Source organism: Chachezhania sediminis (genome assembly GCF_009765275.1).
In the GTDB taxonomy this organism is placed as follows: domain Bacteria; phylum Pseudomonadota; class Alphaproteobacteria; order Rhodobacterales; family Rhodobacteraceae; genus Chachezhania; species Chachezhania sediminis.
Window position 1 is genome coordinate 451,792 of record NZ_VOPH01000003.1, and the last position, 23,361, is coordinate 475,152.

Genomic DNA, 23,361 nt, shown 5'->3' on the forward strand with positions numbered 1-23,361 from the left:
AGGCGGGTAGGCAAGCCCGGTCGACAGGCTTGCGGCCCTCTGGTCGAGGGCCGCGACGATGTCGCGGCGCATCGCCTAGATTTCTTCGGCAGAGGCGGGGCCGGTCAGGTCGTCCACGGCGCGGGCGCGGAGGACGGTGTGGCCGACGAACGGCACGACGTTCAGGGCGGGGCCGCTGGCGCGCCGGGCGTCCAGCAAATCGCCGAAGGTGGCGTATCGGTATTCTGCGGCCGTGGCGATCAGGTCCAGCGGCGGGACCGGTGCGTCGCGGACGGTCAGCGGTATTGGCCCAAGGCTGGTGCCACAATTGCCGGTCACCACGGTGGTCACGCCCTGGCTGGGCTTCGGCAGGCTCGTCCGGACGGACATCACCGCCATGTCGTCATGCGTGTGGACGCCAATGAAGCCCGGGGCCAGCGCCAGCCCGTCGGCCTCCTGCACCTCGCGCGCGGACAGCGTCAGGCCCGGGCCCACGGCGACGATAGGGTCCCCGGCCACCGCCACGTCGGACCGGACGGGCGGGGTCCCGGCGCCGTCGAAGACCAGTGCCTGGCGGAACAGCAGATCGCATTCGAAATCGCCAGCTCATGTCGCCTCCGCCGGTTCCACCGGTGCCCATGTGATCGTCCCGTCGCCCCGTGCGCGGGTGACGGTGCCGTCGCGCAGGACGCAGTAGACCTCTGTCACGACGGAGCCGACGATGCGGCCCGCGGCCAGTACCGGATCACCCCGCCGCACCGGGCAGCCTTCCCATTCGGGGCGGCGCCATTCATCGCCCGCGGCTTCGAAGGCGAGCGCCTTGCCGGTGTACGGCTCGATCAGCAACGCGCGGTCCCGTGTGCCGGGGTGGACGGTCAGGCCTTCGGCCAGCGCCGATCCGGTCCAGGCGTCCCGGGGCGCCAGCCGGTCGCGGATGGCCGAGACGGCAAGCCCGGCCAGCGCCTGGTGCGGCAGGATCGAGTTGTGCAGGACGCCGACCGACAGGCCCGGTTCGACCACCAGCGCCTCGCCGATATCGTCCCGCGCGCCGACCGAGGTGGAATTGGCCAGCGCGATCTGTCCCGTCAGGGTCATGGCGATCAGGCCTGCGTCCAGCTGGGGTGCGGCGTCCAGCGCATGGGCGATGGCCCTGTCCGGGGGCATCCCGTCGCGCATGGCCCGAAGTGCGACCAGGTTCGGGGGCGTCCCGTCCGGCTCCGGCATGTTGGGCAGGCGATGCCCGGTCATCAGGCCCGCATCGGCCGTGGCCGGCGTAAACTGTGACAGGGGTTCGGGCCGGTCGGGGCCCGAAGACATCAGCACGGCAAGTTCTGCCTCCGCGACCGTGGGGAACAGGGGGTGCGCCAGCATTGCCTGCGCGCCGCCGCGCTGGACGCCCAGATCGTGGACCGTGCCATCGGGCGTGATCGCCGTTAGGCTGACGAAGCCGCCGATGGCGCCGCGTCCCACGGCCTCGACCGCTTTCAATCCGGCCAGTGCGGCGCGTGCAGCACCCCTGGCCCCTACTGCTATTCCAATCGTCAAGTGGCCACCATGTGTTGAGGGGCGATTTCAGTCAGCGGCCCCATGGGCAGCCGGCCGGCGTCAAGCGTGGGCAGGGTGCCCCGCCTACGGGTTGGATCCGGCACCGGCACCGCCGCCAAAAGCGCACTTGTATAGGGGTGGCGCGGATCGTTCAGGACGGCCTGCCTGGGCCCGATTTCCACGATCCGGCCGCGGCGCATGACGGCCACGCGATGCGCGACCTCTTCCACCACCGCCATGTCGTGGCTGATAAAGAGGTAGGCCAGGCCAAGGCTTTGCTTCAGTTCCAGCATCAACTCCAGCACTTGGGCCTGCACGCTGACATCCAGCGCCGAGGTCGGTTCGTCCGCCACGATCAGCTTCGGGTTCACCGACAGCGCCCGGGCGATGGACAGGCGCTGCCGCTGCCCGCCGGAGAATTCGTGAGGAAAGCGGCGCATGTGATCCGCCTCCAGCCCCACCCGCAGGAACAGCTGTTCGGTGCGGTCCTGCAATTCGCGGCCCTTGGCCAGCCCGTGGATCACCATTGGTTCCGCCACCAGCCGCCCGGCAGAGAGACGCGGATTGAGCGAGGCGAAGGGATCCTGGAAGATCATCTGCATCTCTCGTCGGGCCTTGCGGACATTGGCGCCCGACAGCTTGCGCATGTCGATGCCGTCGATTTCGATCACACCCGCGTCAAGGTCCAGAAGCCGCAGCACCGCCCGGCCCGTGGTCGACTTGCCCGATCCGCTTTCGCCGACCAGCGCCAGCGTCTCGCCCGCTGCAAGGTCGAAGCCCACGTCCTGCATCGCCGCCGTGCCGCCGGATTTCGCGGCGAAAAGCCCGCGCTGGCGGAAGGTCTTGGACATGCCCTCGGTATGCAGCAGCCGCGCGCCGGGACGGGCGGGGCTGTCGACCACCTGCCTTGGTTCGGCGGCTGCGGCGTGGGCGCCAAGGCGGGGCACCGCGGCCAGCAGGGCCTTGGTATAGTCCTCTTGCGGGGTCTCGAAGATCTGGCGGACGGGGCCTTCCTCGATCTTCCGGCCCTTGCGCATGACGACGACCCGGTCGGCCATTTCCGCCACCACGCCCATGTCATGCGTGATCAGGATGATGGACGTGCCGAAACGCGTCTTCAGGTCCCGCATCAGGTCCAGGATCTGGGCCTGCACCGTGACATCCAGCGCCGTGGTCGGTTCGTCCGCCAGCAGGATCGCCGGGTCGGAGGCCATGGCCATGGCGATCATCACCCGCTGGCGCATGCCCCCCGACAATTCGTGCGGGAACTGCCGCATCCGGCGGGGCGGATCGTCGAGGCCCACAAGGTTCAGCATCTCGCGCCCGCGCGTCGCCGCCTCGGCCCGGGACATGCCCTTGTGTTCGATCAGGGCCTCGGTCAACTGCTGGCCGATCCTGAGGACCGGGGTAAGAGAGGTCATGGGTTCCTGGAAGATCATCGTCACCCGGTCGCCCCGGATGCCGCGAAGCTCCTCGTCCGACAGTTTCAGCAGGTCCCGGCCGTCGAAACTGGCCGTGCCGGTTTCGATATTGGCGCTGCCGGGGGGCAGAAGGCCCAGCAGGGCCATCGACGACACGCTCTTGCCGGATCCGCTTTCGCCGACGATGGCCAGCGTCTCGCCGGGCATCAGGTCATAGCTCAGGCCCTTCACCGCGACATTGCGGTGACGGCCCCGGCCGAAGGAGATCGTCAGTCCCTTGACCGACAGAAGGGGGGTCCGTGCTGTCATCGTTCGGTCTGCCTCGGGTCGAGCGCCTCGCGGATGCCGTCGCCCAGCAGGTTGAAGCCCAGGACGGTGATGGCGATGGCGAGGCCGGGAAAGATCATCATCCACGGCGCGCGGGAGATCAGGTCGCGCGACGAGGACAGCATGAAGCCCCATTCGGGCTGTGGCGGCTGCGCGCCCAGGCCCAGGAACGACAGGCCCGCGGCGGCCAGGATCGCGGTGGACACACCCAGCGTGCCGATCACGATCAGGGTGGGCACCACGTTGGGCAGAAGGTGCATGAAGATCAGCCGGATGTGCCCGGCGCCTGCGGCGACCGCGGCCTCGAAATATGGTTTGCCCTTTTCGACCAGAACGACCGAATGCGTCACGCGGGCATAGAAGGGGATCGAGGCGATGCCGATAGCGATCATCGCGTTGGTCAGGCCCACGCCGAAGATGGCCAGACAGGCCAGGGCGATCACGATCTCGGTAAACGAAAACAACACGTCCACCAGCCTCATCAGTACCCGTTCGGTCCATCCCGAACTGTACCCGGCGACCAGCCCCAGAAGCAGGCCGCAGGTCAGTGAAATGCCGACGGCGATCACCCCGATCTGCAATGTGAGGCGGGCGCCGAAGATGATCCGGCTGAAGACGTCGCGGCCGAAATCGTCGGTCCCCATCGGGTGGGCCAGAGAAGGCGGCTGCAGCCGCGGGCCTGCGGCCATGCGCAGGGGATCGAAAGGCGCGATGATCGGCGCCGTCAACGCAGCGAAGATCAGCACCGCGACGATGGCCAGCCCGATCAGGCCCGAAGGACTGCCTAGCAGCGCGCGCCAGAAGCTGCGCCTTTGCGGAGCCGAGGCCAGGGCCAGATCGTCGGCCAGGTCTGCGGTAGAGGACGAATGTATCATCAGGAATACCGGATCCTTGGGTCAAGGAAGGCGTAGGCGACATCGATAACGACCGAGGCCATCGCGACCACGGTCGCAAAGAACAGGATGAAGCCCTGGATCAGGGGATAGTCGCGGGACAGCACCGCCTCGATGGCCAGGCGGCCGACGCCGTTCCAGGCAAAGACGTTCTCGATCACGATGGCGCCGCCCATGAGGTAGGCGAATTGCAGGCCCAGCATGGACACGACCGGAACAAGGCCCGACCGCAGCGCGTGACGGTAAAGCACGATGGACCGGGGCAGGCCCTTGGCGCGGGCGGTGCGGATGAAGTCCTGATCGAAGATGTCGATCATCGCCGAACGTGTCAGACGCGCCAGAACGGCGGCATTGGCCAGCCCCAGCGTCATCGCCGGCAGGATCAGGCTGCGCCAGTCGCCGCCCGCGACGGGCAGCCACTGAAGCTGCAGCGCAAACAGGAAGAGAAGCAGCAGGCCCAGCCAGAAATGCGGCATCGACACGCCGACGATGGCCAGGACCATGGACCCCACATCGACCCAGGTGCCGCGCTTGTAGGCGGCCAGGAAGCCAAGGCTCATCCCCACGACGACGGCGATGAAAAGGCTGGAAACAGTCAGGGCCAGGGTCGCAGGGAACCGCGCCAGCAGCACGTCCAGCACCGGCTGGTCGCCCACGATGGACCGGCCCAGATCGCCGTGCAGCAGCCGTTCCAGGTACATCAGGTATTGTGTCCAGATCGGCTGATCCAGCCCCAGGCGGACCCGGATCGCCTCCAGCTCTTCCGGCGTGGTCTGAAAGCTGCCGTACATGATCCGCACCGGATCTCCCGGCACCAGGTGGATCAGGATCGTCACCGCGATGGTCGCGATGCAGATGGTCACCAGCGCGGCCAGCAGGCGCTGGAGGATGAACTTGCCCATTGGGGTCTCCTCGTCGGGGGTCTCCGCGGGAACGGACCGGCGCGCGGGGCAGGGGACGCCTCCGCGCGCCGAAGGGGCGGCGTCGGGGGCAGCGGACTGCCGCCCCCCGGGTATCAGCCGTCGCTGGACATCTTCACGTCAAGGAAGCTGGGGTGCAGGAAGGGGCCGACCTTGAAGCCTTCGACCTCGGGGCGGACGGCGAAGACCCATTCCCAACCGGGGCTGTAAAGGCCGATATGGACCGCGTTTTCCATCAGGTACTGGATGACCGCCTGCACCTTTTCCAGCCGGGCCTCGGGCTCGATCGTGGTGCGGGTTTCCTCCAGCATCGCGTCAAGCTCGGGCGTCGAGAAGCCGGAATAGGCGCCGGGCGAATGCCACAGCTGATAAAGGATGTCCGGATCGTACCAGGACCAGGTCATCATGTCGAAAGTGCCGGGCTCGTCCGAGGTCGCGTCTTCGTTCTGGGCCTTCACGCGGGCGTTCATGGTGCCGATGTCCATGATCTCGATGCCCGCCTCGATGCCGACCTGCGCCAGCTGCGACTGAAAGATTTCCGCCAGCTTGTGCCGGTTGCCGCCGGTCCAGACGAACATCGTCGTCTTCATCGGGTTGTCCGGGCCGAAACCCATTTCCGCCAGCAATGCCTTGGCCTTTTCCGGGTCGTATTCATACCCGAACTGCTTGCAGAATTCCTGATCGTTGCCAAAGACTCCGCGGGCCACGGGGCACCATTCGCGGTTCGTCAGCCCGCCATAGATGATGTCGATGGCCATCTGCGGATCGGTGGCATAGGCCACGGCCTGCCGCGCGCGGATGTCGTCGAAGGGCGGGCGCGAGGTGGTGAATTCCCAGAACACGTCCTGGCCGGTATTTTCGGCCACCATGATCTCCAGCTCGCCGGCCGACTTGATCGATTCGATGTCGTCGAAGGGCGGTTCGGCGATGTCGACCTCGCCGGTGCGCAGCGCGGCCAGGCGGGTCTGCGCCTCGGGCACCGTGCGGATCAGCAGCTTGTCGATATGGGGCGCGCCCTTGTTGTCATAGGGTTCGCCGAAGTTGACGTAATCGGGGTTCTTCGACAGCGCGACCTCGCTGCCCTTGACCCATTCGTCCAGGACGAAAGGCCCGGTGCCGATGGCGGTGGCCGAACCGAAGGTGTCGACCGTGTTCGTGTCGCAGATCATGGAGGAAAAGCTGTCGGCCAGGAAGGGCAGAAAGGCGCCGAACTTGCTGCCCAACGTGACCTTGAAGCTCAGCGGGTCCACGACAGTCACATCCGTGATCGGGCCCCAGCTGGTGCGGGTCAGGCTGGGCGTGTCGCCGAAGGCGCGGTCGATGGTGAACTTCACGTCGTTGGCATCGAAATCCGTGCCGTCATGACATTTGATGCCTTCGTTCAGCGTGAAGGTGTATTCCAGCCCGTCATCGCTGACTGTCCAGCTTTTCGCCATGTTCGGGCCGGGCTTGCCGTCCATGTCGAAGGCCAGCAGCGTGTCGTAGATCTGGTCCCAGACCTGCATCGACAGGGTGCTTGTCGCCCGGTGCGGGTCCAGGCTGTCGATGTCGCCGTAGCGGGCCCAGACCAGTTCCTGCGCCGAAACGGCGGTCGTGGCCAGGGCCAGCACGGCGGTCAGCGGAACCCCCGCCAGGACCCGCAATCCGCGTCCTCTTCTGCGTGTGTCGTCCATGTTCCTCATCTCCGTCAGATCGGGTTGCGTCGCCTCGCAGGGAGGAACGACCTGACGAAAAGGCTCCGGTCAGGACACCTTTGGTTGCAAGAAAAGGATCATAAAAGAGATGTCGATTTTCAGAAATGAATCTTTCTGCGCTGCGTCATGAGGTCAAGTTTTCAGTTCTGAAATCCGAACCGTCTCAATTGCCGCTTTCTTGGGCCCATTGCGAATGGATCGACGCGATGTGGTCCAGACGCCTCTGCGCCGAATCGCCGGATCGCGCCGCGACCCGGGCACAGAGATAGGTGACAAGGCTCAGCGGCGCGGTCATCGACCCGAAGACCGTGGGCCCTTCGGACCGGCCCCGCAGGATCATGTCTGCGGCGTGCTTGTCGCCGGCGGCGATTGCATTGGTGACCAGGATGACTTTCGCGCCCGCCCGGCGGGACGATCCCATGACATTGCGGAGCTCGTCCGTGCGACGGCCCACGCCGAAGGCCAGCACCGCGTCCTCGGGATTGATCGAGGCGAATTCCTCGGGCACCGGAAAGCCGGAAAGCGGGATCATGCGGATATCCGGAAAGACCTTGATCAGCAGCGCACGGGCGAAAAGCGCCAGCGGATATCCTTCGCCGAATCCCACGACCCACAGTTTCGCGGCCGAACACAGGATTTCCACGGCTTCGGTCATCTGTTCGGCCGGCAGCGTCTCGAACGTGCGGACCAGGTGTTTCACCTCGGCATCCAGGTATTCGCCAGGCGATAGGACCCCCCCGGACAGGGCCGGAACCTCGGAGGCCACGGGCCTGGCGGTCTTGTTGTCCCGCACCTCGCGCTGCGCATCGCGATAGCCGCGATAGCCCAGCCGACGGAACAGCCGCGCCGCGGTCGCCTTCGACACGCCCGCCTGCGCGGCCAGGTCGCTGGCGGTCAGGTAGCCCAGCACGCCCACGTCTTCCAGCAGCAGGTCGGCCAGCTTGCGCTCTCCGCGGGGCATCTCGTCATAGGTCGACAACAGGCGCTGCGCGATGTGAGAGGTCTGGGTCATGGCACCGGTCTCCGCCGAATGTGTCGTGTGCGTGGCGTGTCGAGCCTAGTGGCTGGATTTGGGGGTATCCATGCCAAAGCCCCCGAAGCCCGGTCGATGCCATGGTCCGCCCCGTGTCCGTGGCACCGTATTCGCGACGTTCATGGCGCGGACGCATCGTTTCCCGCGGTTGCGGTCGGAATCTGCGGCATGGAACTATATCGTATTGGCATTCCTGCGTCAGATTTGCGACACACTGGCTTTGTTCCCTTATGATGCAGCGCGATATGCCCGAAAAGCCGACCACCTTGATCGAAGACGCTTCTGACGGGCCGGTGCGGTCCGGCCGGCGGCGCTTCTCCGTGCCGCTGAAGGCCACGATCCTGGTCGTCTTCGTCCTGACCACCGTGCCGGTGCTGGGCGCCATCGTCGAGATCAACCGCCGTTCCAGCGACAAGGTCGCGCGCGCCCACGCGGCAGAGATGGTCGAACGTTTCCGGACCGAGACGATCCGCGAAATCGTGACCGAGTTCGATGCGCTGATTTCGGTGATCACCACCGCGGCCGAACTGGGCCGCGAGGCGCCGGACATCTTCACCGACAACCGTGCGCTGCGCTACCTGTTCAGCCTGTTGCAGCAAAGCGAGACGATGCTGAACGTCTATGTCGGCCTGGAAGACGGATCGTTCCGTCAGGCGCGGCGGATCCAGGATCCGACGGCGGAGATCCACGGCGTCCTGCCGCCACCGGGATCGGAATATGCCTATCGCCTGGTGGAACCGTCGCAGGACGCGCCGACGATGGACCGCTACATCTTCCTGGATGTCGACCGGAACGAACTGGGCGAGGTCGCCGCGGAAACCGGGTACGATCCGCGGCGTCGGCCCTGGTACAATTTCGGGGTCAGTGCTGGCACGACCACGATCACCGACCCGGAACTGTTCTGGGCCTTCGGTCTTCTGGGCTTCACCGTGGCCGCGCCCTACAGCGTCGACGGGGCGCTGGCGGGTGTCGTGGCCGCGGATGTGACGCTGGACAGCTTTTCCGACTACCTGGCGCAAAAGCCGGTCAGCCCGAATTCGGTCAGCCTTCTGCTGGACGACCGCGGGCTGGTACTGGCGGCATCCGACGGATCGGCGAATTACGGCGCCGACAATCAGCGCGTTGCGCTGCCGCATGTGGCGGATGTGGAAAACCGGCTGGTCTCGCTGGCCTACAGCCAGCGGCCCGAGGTCGAGGGCGATGACGGCGAGGTCTATGGCTTCACCTACAACGGCGCCGACTACATCGTGGGCCTGTCGTCCTTCGAAGAAGATCTGGGCAAGCCGTGGCGCCTGATGGTGCTGACGCCGTTGTCGGACTTCACGGCGGAGTTCGCCAGGAACAGCCGGCAGATGCTGATCATCGGCCTGGCGGCCATCGCGGTGCAGCTGACGATCATCTACATCATTGCCAGCCTGGTCGCGTCGCCGTTGCAGCGGCTGGCCATGAAGGTGACACGGATCCAGTCGCTGGAAAGCAGTGCCGACCTGCCGCTGCCGCGGTCCCGCGTGCGCGAGGTCGACATGTTGTCCCATGCCATCGACACGCTGGACACGGCGGTCCAGTCCTTTGCCCGCTTCGTGCCCATCGGGCTGGTCCGCGAATTGCTGAAATCGGACCGCAAGCTGGAACTGGGCGGGCAAAGCCGGTTCCTGACCATCCTGTTCTGCGATGTCGAGGCGTTTTCCACCCTGGCCGAACGGATCGCCGCGCGGGACCTTCTGGCGCGGATCTCGACCCTGCTGAGCGTCGTGAACAAGCGCGTTCACGAGGAACGGGGCACCATCGACAAGTTCATCGGCGACGGGGTCATGGCCTTCTGGGGCGCGCCCGCGGCGCTGGACGATCATGCCTGGCACGGCTGTGTCGCGGCGCTGGCGATCCAGCGCGACCTGGACCGGCTGAACGCAGAATGGCGCAGCGACGATGCCCCGGAAATGCGGCTGCGGATCGGCATCCATTCCGATGTCGTGCTGGTGGGGAACGTCGGATCCAAGGAACGGATGAGCTATACCGTCCTGGGCGACGGGGTGAACATCGCCTCGCGTCTGGAAGGCTGCAACAAGATCTACGGCACGCTGGTCTGCATCAGCCACGACACCTTCCGCGAGGCCGGCGACCGGGTCTGCGTACGGCCCATCGACGAGGTCTATGTCAAGGGACGCCGCGCCTCGGTCATCATCTACGAACTGATGGGGGCCTATGGCGCGGGAGAGCTCTTCGTGCCAGATCCCGAAACGGTCGAGGTCGCGCGCATCACCCGGCAGGCCTTCGATGCGCTGGTGGCCGGCGACAAGGTGGCGGCGGTGTCGGCCTATCGCGCGGTGCTGGCGATCCGGCCTGACGATCCTGTGGCAAAGCTGCACGTCGAGCGTCTGGAAGCCGGCAAGGATCTTCCGGGCGGGGCCGTGCGGATGCTAGGGAACGGCGATGGGTAGTTCCGAAGCTGTGCTTGCCGCCGATCGTTTTCGCCCCAGCGACTACACCGCGGCATTGTTGAATTGTGTCCTTGAAAATGGGGCGTGGGCCCGGGGCGCACGCGTCCTGGACGTGGGCTGCGGCAGCGGCGTATTGCTTGCCGCCGCGGGATCCATGGGCGCCGTGCATCTGACCGGCGTGGATATCGAGGCCGACGCGGTCGTCACCGCGGGGGCGCTGCTGGATGCGCAGGGCTTTGCCGGCGCGTGCGACATCCGTCAGGGGGCGATGTACGATCCGGTCGAAGGGCAGCGCTTCGACCTGGTTCTGGCGAACCTGCCGCATTTCCCGATGGACGAGGCCGCGGTGGATGGCCGGCTGGCATCCTGGAGCGCCGGCGGGCCCGACGGGCGGCGCCTGGTCGACCGGTTCATCGACGGTCTGGCGGCGCATCTGGCGCCGGACGGCCGCGCGATGCTGATGCACAACGTCTTCATCCGCCTGGACCGGACCCGCGACGTCGCGGCGCGGCACGGGCTGAAGGTCGAGGTGCTGCAGACCATCATGGTGCCCCTGCCAAAGGCCAAGCTGGCGGTCATGACGCCCGAGGTTCTGGCCCGCGAAACCGGCCAATCCATCCACCGCTTCGGCGATTATGCCTTTGGTGCGGTATCTGTTCTGGCCATCCGGCATGCAGCCGACGGGGGAGGGCGATCTTGAAACAGGTGCTTCGGGCGGCGCTGACGGCGCTTGCGGTCCTTTGTCTGGGTGTCCTGTCCGCGGCGGCCGCCGACGACACCGACAGTCCCGACCGCGCGCTGGCCGACCTTCTGGCCGGCGCCCGCGCGAAGATCCCCACGCAATGCGACAGCCCCGACGCGGGGACACTGGTCCAGGTCCTCTGCTCCGGCACGCTGCGTGTCGGCGTCCGAGGCAACTATCCCCTGTTCTCGACCCGCGTGGCCGAGACCGAGGAGCGGATCGGCTATGATACCGATGTTGGCCGGGCGATCGCCGCGAAGCTGGGGGTCGAACCGGAATGGATCTATGTCCGTGCGGCGACCCGGATCTCGACCCTGGCCGAGGGCGGCGCGGATGTCGTGATCGCGACCATGGGGCACAATACCCGGCGCGACGGCGAGGCACGGTTCATCCGGCCGCACTATTACAGCTCCGAGACCATCATCGTCGGCCCGCGGGATCTGGAGATTGCCAATTGGGACGATGTCCGCGAACGCCGGGTCTGCAGCACGATCGGCAATTACGCAAACTCTCACCTGGTGACACAAGGCGTCCGGCTGATGCTGTTCGAGGATGCCGCCCGCCTGCCGGAAGCGTTGAACGAAAATGTCTGCGTTCTGGCCGCCCATGACGACAGTTTCATGGCCTATTACCTGGGCGAGCCCGCATTCGGCGACCGCTTCGAACGCAAGTTCGGTTTCGACCAGGTGCCCTGGGGCATGGCCGTGGCCCAGACCGGCACCGACGATTTCGCCCTGGCGCTGGAACTGATCAGCGAGATCATGCATCGCGACGGCGAATTCCTGGCGCTGGCGCGTGAAAACGGGATCTTCACCAGCTTCCTGGAAAACCAGCAGGTCCTGTGGCAGTCGCCCGCCTGCGCCACCGTCGCTGCGCTGACCGATCCGGCCTGCGTCCTGCCGGCACTGGATGCGACCCCGCCCGCGACCCGCTTCGCCCCCGAGGTGGAAAACTCCGTCGCGTGGATGAAGGACAACATCGGCTTCGCGCCCGAACTTCCGATGCTGACCAGCGTCCCCGCGTTCGAGCTGTTCATGGACGGTATCGTCAATTCGCTGATCCTCGTTGTGGGCGCACTGGCCGCGACGCTGGCCTTTTCGCTGATCTTCGGCTTCTTCGCGGCGCTGCCCTTCCGGGCCTCGCGCGTCGTGGCCTGGGGGATCATCACGACGCTGCAATCCTCGCCCGTGATCCTGACGCTGGTGGTCGCGGCGGCGGTGGCCAACACGATCTTCACCTATTCGCCCGCCGTGGCGCTGGGCTCTGCCATCGTGGCGCTGGGCCTGATGAACGGCTGCAACGCGGGCCAGGCCATCGGCGAGGCCGCGGACAGCCTGCGCGCCGAAGGAAGATACGGTACGGGCTTCAGCGCGGCACTTTACTGGGCGGCGGTCCGGCGGTCGCTGACGCAGCTTCTGTCCTTCCTCGTGAACGCGGCCAAGGGCACGCCCATCGCCAGCTTCACCGGCGCTCCGGAACTCCTCAGCGCGCTGACCGACATCACCTCCTTTGCGGCAGGGCGGGTGACGACCTACACCATGGTGCTGGTCTTCTATATCGCCGTCGTCTTCTTGGTCGTCTGGGCCTGCGAACGGGTCAGGGCCAAACTGGAACAGCGGGAGGCACGCGCATGACCGGACTGGGCGCCCTTCTGGCATCGGACTATCCTGCGGATCTGGCCACCGGCATGGTCGTCAACTTCCGCATTGCGGGCGTCGCGCTGGCCTTCGGGTTGGCGCTGGGCGTGCCCTTCACGCTGATGTACCTGGGCGGGCGGGTCGCCCGCCGGATCGTGGCACCTATGGTCGGGCTGATGCGCGCGGCCCCGACCTTCGTGGTCATGTTCTTCCTGCTGAACATCATCCCGAAGCCCTGGACGCTGTTCGGGGTCGACCTGACCCTTCCCCCATCGATGATCGTGGCTCTGTCGCTTGTGCCTTACGCGGCGGCCTATATCGCCGATAACGGCCGCGCCGCGATCCTGGGCCTGCGGGCCGGCAGCCAGGCCGAGGCGCTGCTGTTCCTGCCGAACCTGATCCGCGCCTATGTCGTGCTGGTCATGTCCTCCAGCGCGGGCGTGGCCATCGGCGTGAACGAAGGCGTGGCCGTCGTCCTGCGCGAGGCGGAACGCCAGTCGACGCTGGGCGAACAGATGGTGGTCTTTGCCGTGGGCGTCTTTGCCTTCGGTGCGGTGTTCCAGGTGGGCTTCGCCATCGTTCGCCTGCTGATGCGCAGCCTGTCCCGCCGCAAGAAGGCCGGTACGGCCGGGTAGGCCGACCGCACGACGGCCGGTCTGCTGTGCCGCAGGGGTCCTGGGGCCAGCCTTCCCCTTCGCCACGGGCCTTTCCTTCGGTCAGTGCCCGTCGCCTGTGCTCAGGCCGCGGCGCGCCAGTCGGCGATGGGGCGGCCGGCGAAGGTCGTGCGCAGCAACTCGCGCCGGTGTCCGGCATAGTCGTTCACCGCATAGTGCAGGGTGGCATAGTTGTCCCAGACCACAACGGTGCCGGGGGTCCACCGCAGGCGCATGCAGAATTCGGGCCGGGTGGCGTGGTTGCGCAGCACGTCCAGCAAGGGTCGGCTTTCGGCTTCGGTCATGCCGTCGAACCGCGTCACGTAGATTGGGTTAAGATAGAGCGAGCGGCGTCCCGTGACCGGATCGGTCAGCACGGCCGGGTGGAACCGTTCCCGGTCGGCTTCCGGGTCCAGACGGGTCATCCTGATCGCCCCGCGTGACTGGGTGTCCGCGGGGGGCGCCCATTTCACGCCATAGGGCTTGCCCACATGGATCGCGTCGCGGCCGTCCAGCAGGTCTTTCAGGCCGGGGGACAGATGGTCCCACGCCAGGACCTGGTTGGCGAACAGCGTGTCGCCGCCGAAAGGCGGCAGCTGGACCGCGTTCAGGACGGACCCGGCGGGCGGCTCGGCCACGAAGCTCATGTCGGAATGCCAGTCGCCGCCGAAGGTGCCGGAATGATCGTCGGCCTCCTTCAGGACGCGCACCACCTGCGCGTCGTCGGCCATGGGCACGATATAGGGCAGTTCGACCGGCGCCCCGAAAGCGGCGGTCAGGCGCTTCTGGGCCGCGATGTCCAGGTGCTGGTCGCGGAAGACCAGCACCAACCGGCGGGACAGGGCATCGCGCAGATCCCGGCCAAGGTCGTCGGAAATGGGCGCCTTCAGGTCCAGCCCGGCGATCTCGGCACCGATGGTGCCGGTGATGGGATGTTCCTGCATGGGCGTCCTCCTGCTTCTGGCGTCTGGCGCGATCCTTGCGCCGATGGCTGCACAGGGCAAGGGGTCAGGCGGGCAGGGGGCCCTCTGGCGGCGGCAGAAGGGCGGCGGCGATCATGTCGGCGGCGGCAGGGCTTAGCGCCACGGGCGTGTCGTGAAGGGCCGCCAGCCGGGTCAGCGCCTGCAGGTCGGCGTCGCCGCCATGGGGCTGGGTCGGGTCGATGAAGAAGATCACGGCGTCCAGTTCCCCTGTCGCGATCAGGGCGCCCAGTTGCTGGTCGCCGCCCCGCGCGCCCCGTTGCAGACGCTGGATGGTCAGGACGGGTTCGGCATTCACCAGCATCTTCCCGGTGCCGCCGGTGCAGATCAGCCGGTGCCCTTCCAGCGCGCGGGCGTGGCGGTGGACCCAGGCCTTCAGATGGGACTTGCGCATGTCATGGGCCGCCAGTGCGATCCGCCGCGGCGCGGTCGACTGCGCCCGCGCCCGCGCCGTGATCGACAGGATCGACCGGACCTGCGCGGCAAAGCCCGACCGGTCCGCCGGGAAGGCGCCGTGCAGGGCCGCAGTCCCCACGGTGAAGCCTTCGGCGCCCGCGGCGGCGGCGGCGCACACCCGCGCCTCGCTGTCGATGCTGCCCGCCATGACGACGGGCTTGTCCACGGCTGCGCAGACGCCGGCCATCAGCGCCGGCACATCGCCCTGGAAGCGATAGGCCAGCAGGTCCAGCCCGTGCACGTGCTCCAGCTCTGCCAGCGACCGGGCCGAGGCCACGATGTCCTCGACCCCGCCTTCCAGCACGCTGGGATGGCCCACGATGCGGCCGGGGAACGGGTAGTAGCGGACGGGATGATAGCGGGTCAGCCGCGTGACCTCGGCCGCGCGGGTGCCGCCAAGAAGCACGTCGACATCCAGATCGATCGCCGCCCGGGCCGAGGCCAATTCGCTGCGTTCGTCAAGGCTCACGACTTCCAGGTACGACCGCCCGCCCGCCGCGCGGATCGCGTCGGCCAGCCCGCGAAGTTCGGAAAAGGGCAGGCCCACGTCCTTGAACCCGATATGGCGCACGCCGCCTTCCAGCGCCTCGTCCAGACGGGCGCGGGCATCGGGGATCGTCCGGTCGTCGGCGGTCAGCATCAGGATGAAGTCGAAGGCCATGGCTCAGAACTCCTGAGGAGCTTCGGGTTGAAGGGGCGGTGCCGCGGTCCAGTCTACCGCGCTTTCGGCGACTTTCAGATGGGGCGCGTTCAAGCTGGCGTCGATCAGAGCGGTCAGGTGCCCCATGGCCCGTGCCACCGGCAGGCCGCCGGCGATCAGCCCGGCGAAGACGTCGCCCACGCCGTTCGGCACACCGTCCCGCCGGTCGACCAGCCAGCGTTCCGCGCCGTCGGCCGTCACCGCGATCACGCCGGTCTTGCCCTCGGGCGCGGGCGGGGAGGTCACGATCACCGTGTCGGCCAGCCCGCGAGCCGCGCCGACGGCCTGATCGACCGTTCCGGCGGGCCGGCCGGACAGCCATTCCAGTTCGAACCGGTTGGGCGTGATCACGTCGGCCAGCGGCAGCAGCCGGTCCCGCAGGGCGTCCGCCACGGGCAGCGGCAGATAGAGCCCCTTGGGATCGTCCCCCAGCACCGGGTCCACGACCACGCGCACGCCCTCCGCTTTCAGGCGGCTGACAAGGCGGACGGCCAGGTCGACATGGTCGGGGCTGGGCAGATAGCCGGTCAGCACCGTGTCCTGCCGGGTCAGCCAGCCATTGGCGGCCAGCGCTTCGACCATCGCGTCCAGCTGGTCTACCGGCACCTGGCGGCCTGCGACATGGGGCCAGCCGGGATGGTTGCTGAGGATGACGGTCGGAAGCTGTGTCACCTGCGCCCCAAGCGCCTGAAGGGCAGGGGCCGCCGCCGACAGGCCCACATGGCCGAAGCCCACCCAGCTGGACAGGGCCAGGACGCGCGGCGCGGGGGAATGATCGGATGTCATGAGGCCTTTCGCCTGGGGCCGCGGGCGTTGCCGCGGGTCTGCCGTTGCCCGATCAGCTTAGCGCCCGGGCGGCCGTCATCAAAGGGGCGTATCAGCCGCGCAGCTGCCGTTTCATCGGCGCCTCGGGGAAACAGGTCGCGGCCTGCCCCTGCCTTTCCTGCCAGCGCCCGATGGACCGCCGCGTCTTGAACCCCGCCAGGCCGTCCGCGCCCCCGACATCGTGGCCCTGCTTTTCCAGCGCCCGCTGCATCGAGGCGACATCGGACCGGTCCAGTCCGCCGACATTGCCCCAGCGGCCGGAAAAGTCGCCGACCCCGTACTGGATCCGGTCCCCCACGTGGCCCACGAACAGGGCGTAGAGGTCGCTCTTGTTATAGTCCTTCAGGACATAGAAGTTTGGCGTCACGATGAAGGCCGGCCCGTTGCGGCCCGCGGGCATCATAAGGAAGCCCTGGCCGGACCGTTCGCTGGCAGGGAAGGGGCGGCCATTGACGCGGCGAATCCCCAGCGACTCCCACTCCGCGATCCTGCGGCCCTGGTCGGGGCCTTCCAGCGTGCAGGACACACTGTCGGGCACCGTTACCTCGAACCCCCAGTCGCGGCCCGCGACCCAGCCGTGCCGAGCCAGGTAGTTGCCGATGGAGGCGATGGTATCCGTCTCGGACGTCCAGATGTCGGCATGGCCGTCGCCGTTCCCGTCGGCCGCGTATTTCAGGAAGCTCGACGGCATGAACTGGGGCTGCCCCAGCGCGCCGGCCCAGCTGCTTTTCATGGCCGTCGCAGGGACATGGCCGGCTTGGGCGATCTGAAGCGCCGCGATCAGTTCGTCCGTGAAGTAGTCCTTGCGCGTGCTCATGAAGGCCTTGGTGCCCAGCACCTCGAAGGCATCGTGCGGGATGGCGACCCTGCCATAGCCGCTTTCGCGTCCCCAGATCCCAAGGACGATCCGCCCGGGCACGCCGGTCTTTTGTTCGGTCCTTTGCAATGCCGCGGCATGGCGCTGGGCCATCTGCCGACCGACCGAAGTCGCGCCGTTGACCGAACCCGAGTTGAAGTACTTGCCGGGGGACCCGAACTCTGCCTGCCTTTGTTTGGTCGGGGTCTTTGCCTTGGCCCCGGGCGGCACGAGATCCGGCAGATCCCAGTCCAGCATCGCCCCCTCGAAGGCCGCGTCGAAGGTGCCGCGGGACACGCCCCTGGCCCGGGCCAGGGGCCAGATCGTGGTCTGCAGCCACTGCCGGTACTGCGCTTCGACGGCCCCCCGGTTCTGGGCGGCCAGGGGCGCGGCCACAAGGCACAGAAGGGCGGCAAGGACCGGCAGCAGGCGCATGGGCGTCAGCCGAAGGTTTCGGCCAGAAGGCCGGTCACCGCGGCCCAGCCACGGTCGGTGGAGCGGGGTTCGTAGAAGCTGCCGCCGTCGCGGTCGGCAGCGGCGGGGTTCGTGAAGGCATGGCCGGTATGGCCCATCGCCAGGATCTGCCAGTCGGCCTTGCGCGCGGTCAGTTCCTGCCCCAGGGCCACGGTCTGTTCCGGCGTCGCCAGCGGATCGTCCCAGCCGTGGAGCACAAGGACCGAGGCCGCGATGTCGTCCGTCCCGGGGTCCTGCGGCTGGTCGAAGATGCCGTGGAAACTGGCCACCGCCTGAACGCCGGTATTGCCGCGGGCCATGTCCAGAACGGACTTTCCGCCGAAGCAGAAGCCGATGGCGGCCAGCCGGTCAGCGTCCACTGCCGGATGTGCGGCCATCGCCGCCTGCGACGCCTTCAGCCGGCGCAGCAGTTCCGCACGGTCGGCATTCAGCGGGCGCATCATGGCCGAGGCCTGCTCGCGGTCGGTCGCGCGAACGCCGCCACCATAGACATCGGCCGCAAATCCGACATAGCCCATCGCGGCCAGTTTCTCGGCCGCGGCGATTTCCACCGGACCCTTGCCGCCGAAGGCATGGGCCACCAGTACGCCGGGACGGGGGCCTGCCGCATCGTCGAAGACGATGGTGCCGGTAAAGGACAGGCCAGAACAGTCGTAGACGATTTCCTCGGTCCGGATCATCGTATGGGCTCCCTTGGATGGTGGACGGGCGCACCCTATCGCCCGCAGGCGGGATGGCAAGACGATGCCGGCACGACGGCAGGCGCGGGACCGAACCGCGCCCGGTATCCGTACGTCGAGCCCGGTTGACCACGCCTTGCGGATCGACTAATTCCGTCACACCCAAGCGGGTATAGCTTAATGGTAAAGCCCCTGCCTTCCAAGCAGGCTATGTCGGTTCGATTCCGTCTACCCGCTCCAGTTTCCCGGCCCGATACGGTTTTCGATCTTGGCGTTCGGCGCGGGCCTTTCGGACCATACGCCCCTGCGACGCAACCGCGTGACGCCTGTTCCCGGCTTGACCCCCTTGCCCTGTAGGGTCAAGTAGACGCCCAGCACAGCGCCGGGAGCGTCCGGACGCAGGTGCCACAGGCAACGCGGGGGACGGAACATGGCGCGCAGGCCCAGTCAGGCCGGAGGTGGCAATGCCCCCGGAGCGACCGAGGAACGGGAACGGTCCAAGAAGGTGTCCAGCCTTCGGGCGCTGTGGCCTTTCCTGAAGCCCTACAAGGCGCTGATCCTGGGGGCGCTGGGCGCGCTGGTGCTGACGGCCTCGGTCTCGCTGACCCTGCCTCTGGCCGTGCGCCGCGTGGTCGACAATTTCCGCGGCACCAATGCAGAGATGCTGGACAAATACGTGCTGGCCGCGCTGGGCATTGCCGGGCTTCTGGCGCTCGGGACGGGGCTGCGTTATGCGCTGGTCACCCGGTTGGGCGAACGGGTGGTGGCGGATATCCGGATGGCGGTCTTCAACCGCGTGATTTCCATGAGCCCGACCTTCTTCGAGAAGATCATGACGGGCGAGGTGCTGAGCCGTATCACCACCGATACCACGCTGGTGCAGTCGGTGCTGGGGTCTTCCGCGTCCATCGCGCTTCGGAACCTGCTGATCCTGCTGGGCGGTATGGTGCTGATGCTGCTGACTTCGGCCAAGCTTTCGGGTCTGGTCCTGCTGATCGTGCCGGCGGTGATCGTGCCGATCCTGGTCCTGGGCCGGAAGCTTCGCAAGATCAGCCGCGAGAACCAGGACTGGATCGCGGCGTCGTCCGGCAACGCCTCCGAGGCGCTGTCGTCCGTCCAGACGGTGCAGGCCTTCACGCATGAATCGCTGAACCAGGCCGATTTCGCGAAGATGACCGAAACATCCTATGATGTGTCTCTGGTCCGGATCCGGACCCGGGCCCTGATGACGGTGATCATCATCTTCCTGGTCTTCACGGGAATCATCGGCGTCCTGTGGATCGGTGCGCGAGACGTGCGGGCGGGCACGATGACCGACGGGATGCTGATCCAGTTCGTGATCTATTCCGTGATGGTCGCCGGATCGGTCGCGGCCCTGTCCGAGATCATGGGCGAACTGCAGCGCGCCGCTGGCGCGACCGAGCGGATCGTGGAACTGCTGGGCGTTCAGGACAGCGTGAACGACCCCGCCGCACCGGTGGCGCTGCCAACGCCCGTGCGGGGCGAGATCGTGCTGGACGACGTGGTCTTCCGCTATCCCTCGCGGCCGGAACCTGCGGCGCTCGACCATGTCTCGCTGACGATCAATCCGGGCGAGACGGTGGCCTTCGTCGGCCCCAGCGGGGCGGGCAAGTCGACAATCCTGCAATTGCTGCTGCGCTTCTACGACCCCGATACCGGCGCCGTGCGGCTGGATGGCGTGGACCTGAAGGACCTGGCCCGGACCGACTTCCGCCGCCTGCTGGCGCTGGTGCCGCAGGACCCGGTGATTTTCGCGTCCTCCGCCCGCGAGAACATCCGCTTCGGCCGCCCAGAGGCCACGGATGCCGAGGTCGAGGATGCGGCGCGTGCAGCTGCGGCCCATGACTTCATCGCGGCGCTGCCGGAGGGGTTCGATACCTATGTGGGCGAACGCGGCGTGATGCTGTCGGGCGGGCAGAAGCAACGGATCGCGCTGGCCCGGGCGATCCTGCGGGATGCGCCGGTCCTGCTTCTGGACGAGGCGACAAGCGCGCTGGACGCCGAAAGCGAACGGGCCGTGCAGCAGGCGGTCGATGGGCTGCGGCAGGGGCGGACGATGCTGATCGTGGCCCACCGCCTGGCGACGGTGAAGAAGGCCGACCGGATCGTGGTCATGGAAGCCGGGAAAATCGTCGCGCAGGGCACCCACGACCAACTGGTGGCCGAGGGCGGGCTTTACGCGCGTCTGGCGCGGCTGCAATTCACCGACGGCAGCGTCGCGGCCTGACCGGTCGGGCAGTCCGGCCGGGATCTCGTCCTTGTGGCGGGCCCAGCGGGCCTGCCGCGGCCGATCCGTCCGGCCCTCGCCGCCCCCTTCGGGAGCGATGGGATGTTGGCGCGCCGGGGGTCATGGTGCAATGGTACCGGTGTAGGTGCCGGCCGGAACCGGGCGGCACGTGTTCCGGAGTGTGTACGATGGTGAAAACGACGTTTCTTCCGGCCGTGGTGACGGCCATCCTGCTGGCCCTGCCGGCGCTGGCTGAAGATACGCCCGCGGTTCCGCCGGGGGCCACGGTCGATAGAACGTCCAAACCGTTGCTGGGCTACACGCTCACAGGGCCCGCCGGCGCCACGGATTTCGACGCCGCCGACCGGCTGGCGATTGCCAACGTGCTTTATGCTTATTCCTTCTTCTACGACAATGCCCAGGCCGACCCGTGGTTCGCCCTTTTCACCGACGACTGCACCTTTGTCGCTGGTGTCCCGGGCGAGGGGGCTTTGTCCTTCACGGGTGAGGGGTTCCGCACCTTCTGGCGGGCGCGGATGAAGGATTTCGCGACCTCTGGCCAGAAGCGGCGACATCTGATGCCGAACATCCTGGTGCTGGAACAGACGCCGACAACCGCCCACATCACCGTGCAAGGCCTGTTGACCAACACGACGGAGGGCACCGCCTTCACCGCCGTCGGCAGCCTGAACTACGAAGGCTGGCTGGTGAAGCAGGACGGGGTCTGGAAGATCGACCGCTGGCACGATTTCCCCGACGGGCCGGTCTGACCCGGGCGCGGGTCGGGATCCGCGGGCCCGACGCGGACCGCGACAATGCGCAGGCGGCCGCTTTCCCCGTGGACATGCCCTTGCAAGTCTTGCGCAATATCACCTTTGACCGCATCTTTCCGAACGAGGGATTGCGCCTTCAGGCGCACAAGGGAGGAACGTCATGCGCACCATCACCAATCTGGCGGATTGCAAGGCCATCGAGGCGGAAATGCCCTGGAGCGAACGCCCGGTGCCGAAGACGCTGTACGAGATGCTGAAGCGCACGACGGACAAGCACCCGAAAGAGAAGGCCATCACCTTCCAGCTTCAGTCCGGCCCGACCGACAAGGCCGAAACCCTGACCTGGCAGCAGCTTTATGACAAGACGGTGCAGGCGGCGAACCTGTTCCGTTCCCTTGGTGTGGGTGAAAGCGACACGGTGGCCTATGTCCTGCCCAACTGCAACGAGACTGTGGTGACGCTTCTGGGCGGCGCCATTGCCGGCATCGCCAACCCGGTGAACCCGCTTCTGGAACCGGAACACATCGCCTCGATCCTGCGGGAGACGAAGGCGAAGGTCGTCGTCACGCTGAAACCCTTCCCGCAAAGCGACGTGGCCCAGAAGGTGGCCGAAGCGGTGCGCCATGCGCCCAATGTCTCGACCGTGCTGGAAATCGACCTGAACCGCTACCTGACGGCGCCCAAAAGCTGGATCGTGCCGCTGATCCGTCCCAAGATCGAGACGAAGGCGACCCATGCCACCTATCTGAACTTCAACGCGGAACTGGCCAGGCAGCCGAAGACCCTGACCTTCGCGGATGCGACGGAAGACCGGATCGCCTGCTATTTCCACACCGGCGGCACGACCGGCATGCCCAAGGTGGCACAGCATTCCTATTCCGGCATCGTCTACAACGGCTGGCTGGGGGGCGACCTGCTGTTCAAGGTGGGCGACAACGTGATGTGCCCGCTGCCGCTGTTCCATGTCTTTGCCTGCCACGTGATCCTGATGGCCGCGGTCTATTCCGGGGCGCACGTGATCTTTCCCACGCCCGCCGGCTATCGGGGCGAAGGCGTGTTCGACAACTTCTGGAAGCTGAACGAACGCTGGAAGACGACCTTCATCATCACGGTCCCCACGGCGATTTCCGCCTGCATGCAGCGCCCGGTCGACGCCGACATCTCGACCGTCAAGACGGCCTTTTCGGGCTCTGCGCCCCTGCCGTTGGAACTCTTCAAGCGGTTCGAAGAGGCGACGGGCGTCACCATCATCGAAGGCTATGGCCTGACCGAAGCCACCTGCCTTGTCTGCGGCAACCCGCCGGAAGGGGAAAAGAAGGTCGGCTCCATCGGCATTCCCTATCCCTACACGTCGGTCAAGATCATCAAGAACACGCCCGCAGGCCCGGTCGAATGCGGCACCGACGAGGTGGGAGAGATCTGCGTGTCGAACCCCGGTGTGCGGCCGGGCGGGACCTATACCGAACTCGATAAGAACAAGGACCTCTATTACTACGGCGAATACCTGCGGACCGGCGATCTGGGCCGGATCGATACCGACAGCTATGTCTGGATCACCGGGCGCGCAAAAGACCTGATCATCCGCGGCGGTCACAACATCGACCCGGCCGAGATCGAGGAGGCGCTGGTGGGCCACAAGGCTGTCGCGATGGCCGGCGCCATCGGCCAGCCCGACGCGCGGGCGGGCGAACTGCCCTGCGCCTATGTGGAACTGGTCCAGGGCGCTACGGTCACGTCCCAGGAACTGATCGACTATTGCAAGCTGCGGGTTCACGAGCGCGCGGCCCAGCCCAAATATATCGAGATCCTGCCGGAACTGCCTAAGACGGCCGTGGGCAAGGTCTTCAAGCCGGACCTGCGGAAAAGCGCGATCACCCGCGTCTATAACGGGGCGCTGGAAGAGGCAGGCCTGAAGGCCCGCGTTGTGTCGGTGGTGGAAAACAAGAAACTGGGACTGGTCGCCCAGGTGGCCCGGAACGGCGCGGATGCGGACAAAGTGTCCCATGTTCTTGGCGAATTCACCCGTCCATGGGAATGGGCCGATGCGGCGGACAAGGCCGCGGCAGCGGAACCCGAGGTCGTCTGAA

The 23,361-nt window shown here is 66.9% G+C and carries 19 protein-coding genes and 1 tRNA gene; 8 read left to right on the forward strand and 12 right to left on the reverse strand.

The features are described from left to right. Nucleotides 1-75: 75 nt before the first annotated feature. The 7 genes from FQK05_RS11555 to FQK05_RS11585 all read right to left on the reverse strand — a co-directional run bounded on the left by FQK05_RS11555 (nucleotide 76) and on the right by FQK05_RS11585 (nucleotide 7,791). Nucleotides 76-498: an amidohydrolase family protein gene (locus tag FQK05_RS11555; protein ID WP_233270467.1), complete on the reverse strand. Its 423-nt coding sequence runs from the start codon at nucleotides 496-498 to the stop codon at nucleotides 76-78. 87 nt (nucleotides 499-585) lie between these two features. Beyond that, nucleotides 586-1,524 (reverse strand): DUF6963 family protein, encoded by a 939-nt coding sequence (locus FQK05_RS11560; protein ID WP_158966855.1) that lies wholly within the window; start codon nucleotides 1,522-1,524, stop codon nucleotides 586-588. Continuing rightward, entirely contained in the window at nucleotides 1,521-3,254 is a 1,734-nt protein-coding gene (locus FQK05_RS11565) for an ABC transporter ATP-binding protein (RefSeq protein WP_158966857.1), read from the reverse strand. Before FQK05_RS11565 ends, FQK05_RS11560 begins: the two co-directional genes overlap by 4 nt. Further along, the gene (nikC, locus tag FQK05_RS11570) at nucleotides 3,251-4,147 is read right to left on the reverse strand and encodes a nickel transporter permease (protein ID WP_158966859.1); all 897 of its coding nucleotides are present in this window, start codon (nucleotides 4,145-4,147) and stop codon (nucleotides 3,251-3,253) included. Before nikC ends, FQK05_RS11565 begins: the two co-directional genes overlap by 4 nt. Then, nucleotides 4,147-5,067 carry an ABC transporter permease gene (locus FQK05_RS11575; RefSeq protein ID WP_158966861.1) on the reverse strand — a complete coding sequence of 307 codons (921 nt, stop codon included), beginning with the start codon at nucleotides 5,065-5,067 and terminating at the stop codon, nucleotides 4,147-4,149. Before FQK05_RS11575 ends, nikC begins: the two co-directional genes overlap by 1 nt. Before the next feature lie 113 nt (nucleotides 5,068-5,180). Then, complete coding sequence (locus FQK05_RS11580) at nucleotides 5,181-6,758, reverse strand: ABC transporter substrate-binding protein (RefSeq protein WP_233270469.1); 1,578 nt, start codon at nucleotides 6,756-6,758, stop codon at nucleotides 5,181-5,183. Between the two features lie 184 nt (nucleotides 6,759-6,942). After that, entirely contained in the window at nucleotides 6,943-7,791 is an 849-nt protein-coding gene (locus tag FQK05_RS11585; protein ID WP_158966863.1) for a MurR/RpiR family transcriptional regulator, read from the reverse strand. 266 nt (nucleotides 7,792-8,057) lie between these two features. Here FQK05_RS11585 and FQK05_RS11590 point away from each other — a divergent pair, with 266 nt between their 5' ends. From FQK05_RS11590 to FQK05_RS11605, 4 genes are read left to right on the forward strand one after another with little or no spacing between them, the layout of a single operon-like run. Continuing rightward, the gene (locus FQK05_RS11590) at nucleotides 8,058-10,250 is read left to right on the forward strand and encodes an adenylate/guanylate cyclase domain-containing protein (RefSeq protein WP_233270470.1); all 2,193 of its coding nucleotides are present in this window, start codon (nucleotides 8,058-8,060) and stop codon (nucleotides 10,248-10,250) included. Continuing rightward, nucleotides 10,243-10,950 carry a methyltransferase gene (locus FQK05_RS11595; RefSeq protein ID WP_158966867.1) on the forward strand — a complete coding sequence of 236 codons (708 nt, stop codon included), beginning with the start codon at nucleotides 10,243-10,245 and terminating at the stop codon, nucleotides 10,948-10,950. Before FQK05_RS11590 ends, FQK05_RS11595 begins: the two co-directional genes overlap by 8 nt. A 5-nt stretch (nucleotides 10,951-10,955) precedes the next feature. Continuing rightward, nucleotides 10,956-12,626: a transporter substrate-binding domain-containing protein gene (locus FQK05_RS11600; protein ID WP_233270503.1), complete on the forward strand. Its 1,671-nt coding sequence runs from the start codon at nucleotides 10,956-10,958 to the stop codon at nucleotides 12,624-12,626. After that, complete coding sequence (locus FQK05_RS11605) at nucleotides 12,623-13,264, forward strand: hypothetical protein (protein ID WP_158966871.1); 642 nt, start codon at nucleotides 12,623-12,625, stop codon at nucleotides 13,262-13,264. Before FQK05_RS11600 ends, FQK05_RS11605 begins: the two co-directional genes overlap by 4 nt. A 101-nt stretch (nucleotides 13,265-13,365) precedes the next feature. Here FQK05_RS11605 and FQK05_RS11610 read toward each other — a convergent pair whose 3' ends face one another. The 5 genes from FQK05_RS11610 to FQK05_RS11630 form a co-directional block, all read right to left on the reverse strand. Continuing rightward, nucleotides 13,366-14,226: a TauD/TfdA dioxygenase family protein gene (locus FQK05_RS11610; RefSeq protein ID WP_158966873.1), complete on the reverse strand. Its 861-nt coding sequence runs from the start codon at nucleotides 14,224-14,226 to the stop codon at nucleotides 13,366-13,368. Between the two features lie 64 nt (nucleotides 14,227-14,290). Further along, nucleotides 14,291-15,379, reverse strand: a complete 1,089-nt coding sequence (locus tag FQK05_RS11615; protein ID WP_158966875.1) for a methylglyoxal synthase — start codon at nucleotides 15,377-15,379, stop codon at nucleotides 14,291-14,293. 3 nt (nucleotides 15,380-15,382) lie between these two features. Beyond that, complete coding sequence (locus tag FQK05_RS11620; protein WP_158966877.1) at nucleotides 15,383-16,204, reverse strand: PfkB family carbohydrate kinase; 822 nt, start codon at nucleotides 16,202-16,204, stop codon at nucleotides 15,383-15,385. A 91-nt stretch (nucleotides 16,205-16,295) separates the two neighbouring features. Next, nucleotides 16,296-17,534, reverse strand: a complete 1,239-nt coding sequence (locus tag FQK05_RS11625) for a lytic murein transglycosylase (protein WP_158966879.1) — start codon at nucleotides 17,532-17,534, stop codon at nucleotides 16,296-16,298. A gap of 5 nt (nucleotides 17,535-17,539) precedes the next feature. Beyond that, the gene (locus FQK05_RS11630; RefSeq protein ID WP_158966881.1) at nucleotides 17,540-18,253 is read right to left on the reverse strand and encodes a dienelactone hydrolase family protein; all 714 of its coding nucleotides are present in this window, start codon (nucleotides 18,251-18,253) and stop codon (nucleotides 17,540-17,542) included. Nucleotides 18,254-18,419: 166 nt separating this feature from the next. Here FQK05_RS11630 and FQK05_RS11635 point away from each other — a divergent pair. From FQK05_RS11635 to FQK05_RS11650, 4 genes are all read left to right on the forward strand, one after another. Next, nucleotides 18,420-18,493: transfer RNA gene (locus FQK05_RS11635), tRNA-Gly, on the forward strand. A gap of 190 nt (nucleotides 18,494-18,683) precedes the next feature. Then, entirely contained in the window at nucleotides 18,684-20,501 is a 1,818-nt protein-coding gene (locus tag FQK05_RS11640) for an ABC transporter transmembrane domain-containing protein (protein ID WP_158966883.1), read from the forward strand. 188 nt (nucleotides 20,502-20,689) lie between these two features. Beyond that, complete coding sequence (locus tag FQK05_RS11645; protein WP_158966885.1) at nucleotides 20,690-21,271, forward strand: nuclear transport factor 2 family protein; 582 nt, start codon at nucleotides 20,690-20,692, stop codon at nucleotides 21,269-21,271. Between the two features lie 163 nt (nucleotides 21,272-21,434). Beyond that, nucleotides 21,435-23,360, forward strand: a complete 1,926-nt coding sequence (locus tag FQK05_RS11650; RefSeq protein WP_158966887.1) for an acyl-CoA synthetase — start codon at nucleotides 21,435-21,437, stop codon at nucleotides 23,358-23,360. Nucleotide 23,361: the final 1 nt, after the last annotated feature.

Coding starts and splice junctions, on each gene's coding strand:
- FQK05_RS11565 (WP_158966857.1), bottom strand. CDS start 3,254: ATGACAGCACGGACCCCCCTTCTGTCGGTCAAGGGACTGACGATCTCC.
- nikC (WP_158966859.1), bottom strand. CDS start 4,147: ATGATACATTCGTCCTCTACCGCAGACCTGGCCGACGATCTGGCCCTG.
- FQK05_RS11575 (WP_158966861.1), bottom strand. CDS start 5,067: ATGGGCAAGTTCATCCTCCAGCGCCTGCTGGCCGCGCTGGTGACCATC.
- FQK05_RS11580 (WP_233270469.1), bottom strand. CDS start 6,758: ATGGACGACACACGCAGAAGAGGACGCGGATTGCGGGTCCTGGCGGGG.
- FQK05_RS11585 (WP_158966863.1), bottom strand. CDS start 7,791: ATGACCCAGACCTCTCACATCGCGCAGCGCCTGTTGTCGACCTATGAC.
- FQK05_RS11590 (WP_233270470.1), top strand. CDS start 8,058: ATGCCCGAAAAGCCGACCACCTTGATCGAAGACGCTTCTGACGGGCCG.
- FQK05_RS11595 (WP_158966867.1), top strand. CDS start 10,243: ATGGGTAGTTCCGAAGCTGTGCTTGCCGCCGATCGTTTTCGCCCCAGC.
- FQK05_RS11605 (WP_158966871.1), top strand. CDS start 12,623: ATGACCGGACTGGGCGCCCTTCTGGCATCGGACTATCCTGCGGATCTG.
- FQK05_RS11610 (WP_158966873.1), bottom strand. CDS start 14,226: ATGCAGGAACATCCCATCACCGGCACCATCGGTGCCGAGATCGCCGGG.
- FQK05_RS11615 (WP_158966875.1), bottom strand. CDS start 15,379: ATGGCCTTCGACTTCATCCTGATGCTGACCGCCGACGACCGGACGATC.
- FQK05_RS11620 (WP_158966877.1), bottom strand. CDS start 16,204: ATGACATCCGATCATTCCCCCGCGCCGCGCGTCCTGGCCCTGTCCAGC.
- FQK05_RS11625 (WP_158966879.1), bottom strand. CDS start 17,534: ATGCGCCTGCTGCCGGTCCTTGCCGCCCTTCTGTGCCTTGTGGCCGCG.
- FQK05_RS11630 (WP_158966881.1), bottom strand. CDS start 18,253: ATGATCCGGACCGAGGAAATCGTCTACGACTGTTCTGGCCTGTCCTTT.
- FQK05_RS11640 (WP_158966883.1), top strand. CDS start 18,684: ATGGCGCGCAGGCCCAGTCAGGCCGGAGGTGGCAATGCCCCCGGAGCG.
- FQK05_RS11645 (WP_158966885.1), top strand. CDS start 20,690: ATGGTGAAAACGACGTTTCTTCCGGCCGTGGTGACGGCCATCCTGCTG.
- FQK05_RS11650 (WP_158966887.1), top strand. CDS start 21,435: ATGCGCACCATCACCAATCTGGCGGATTGCAAGGCCATCGAGGCGGAA.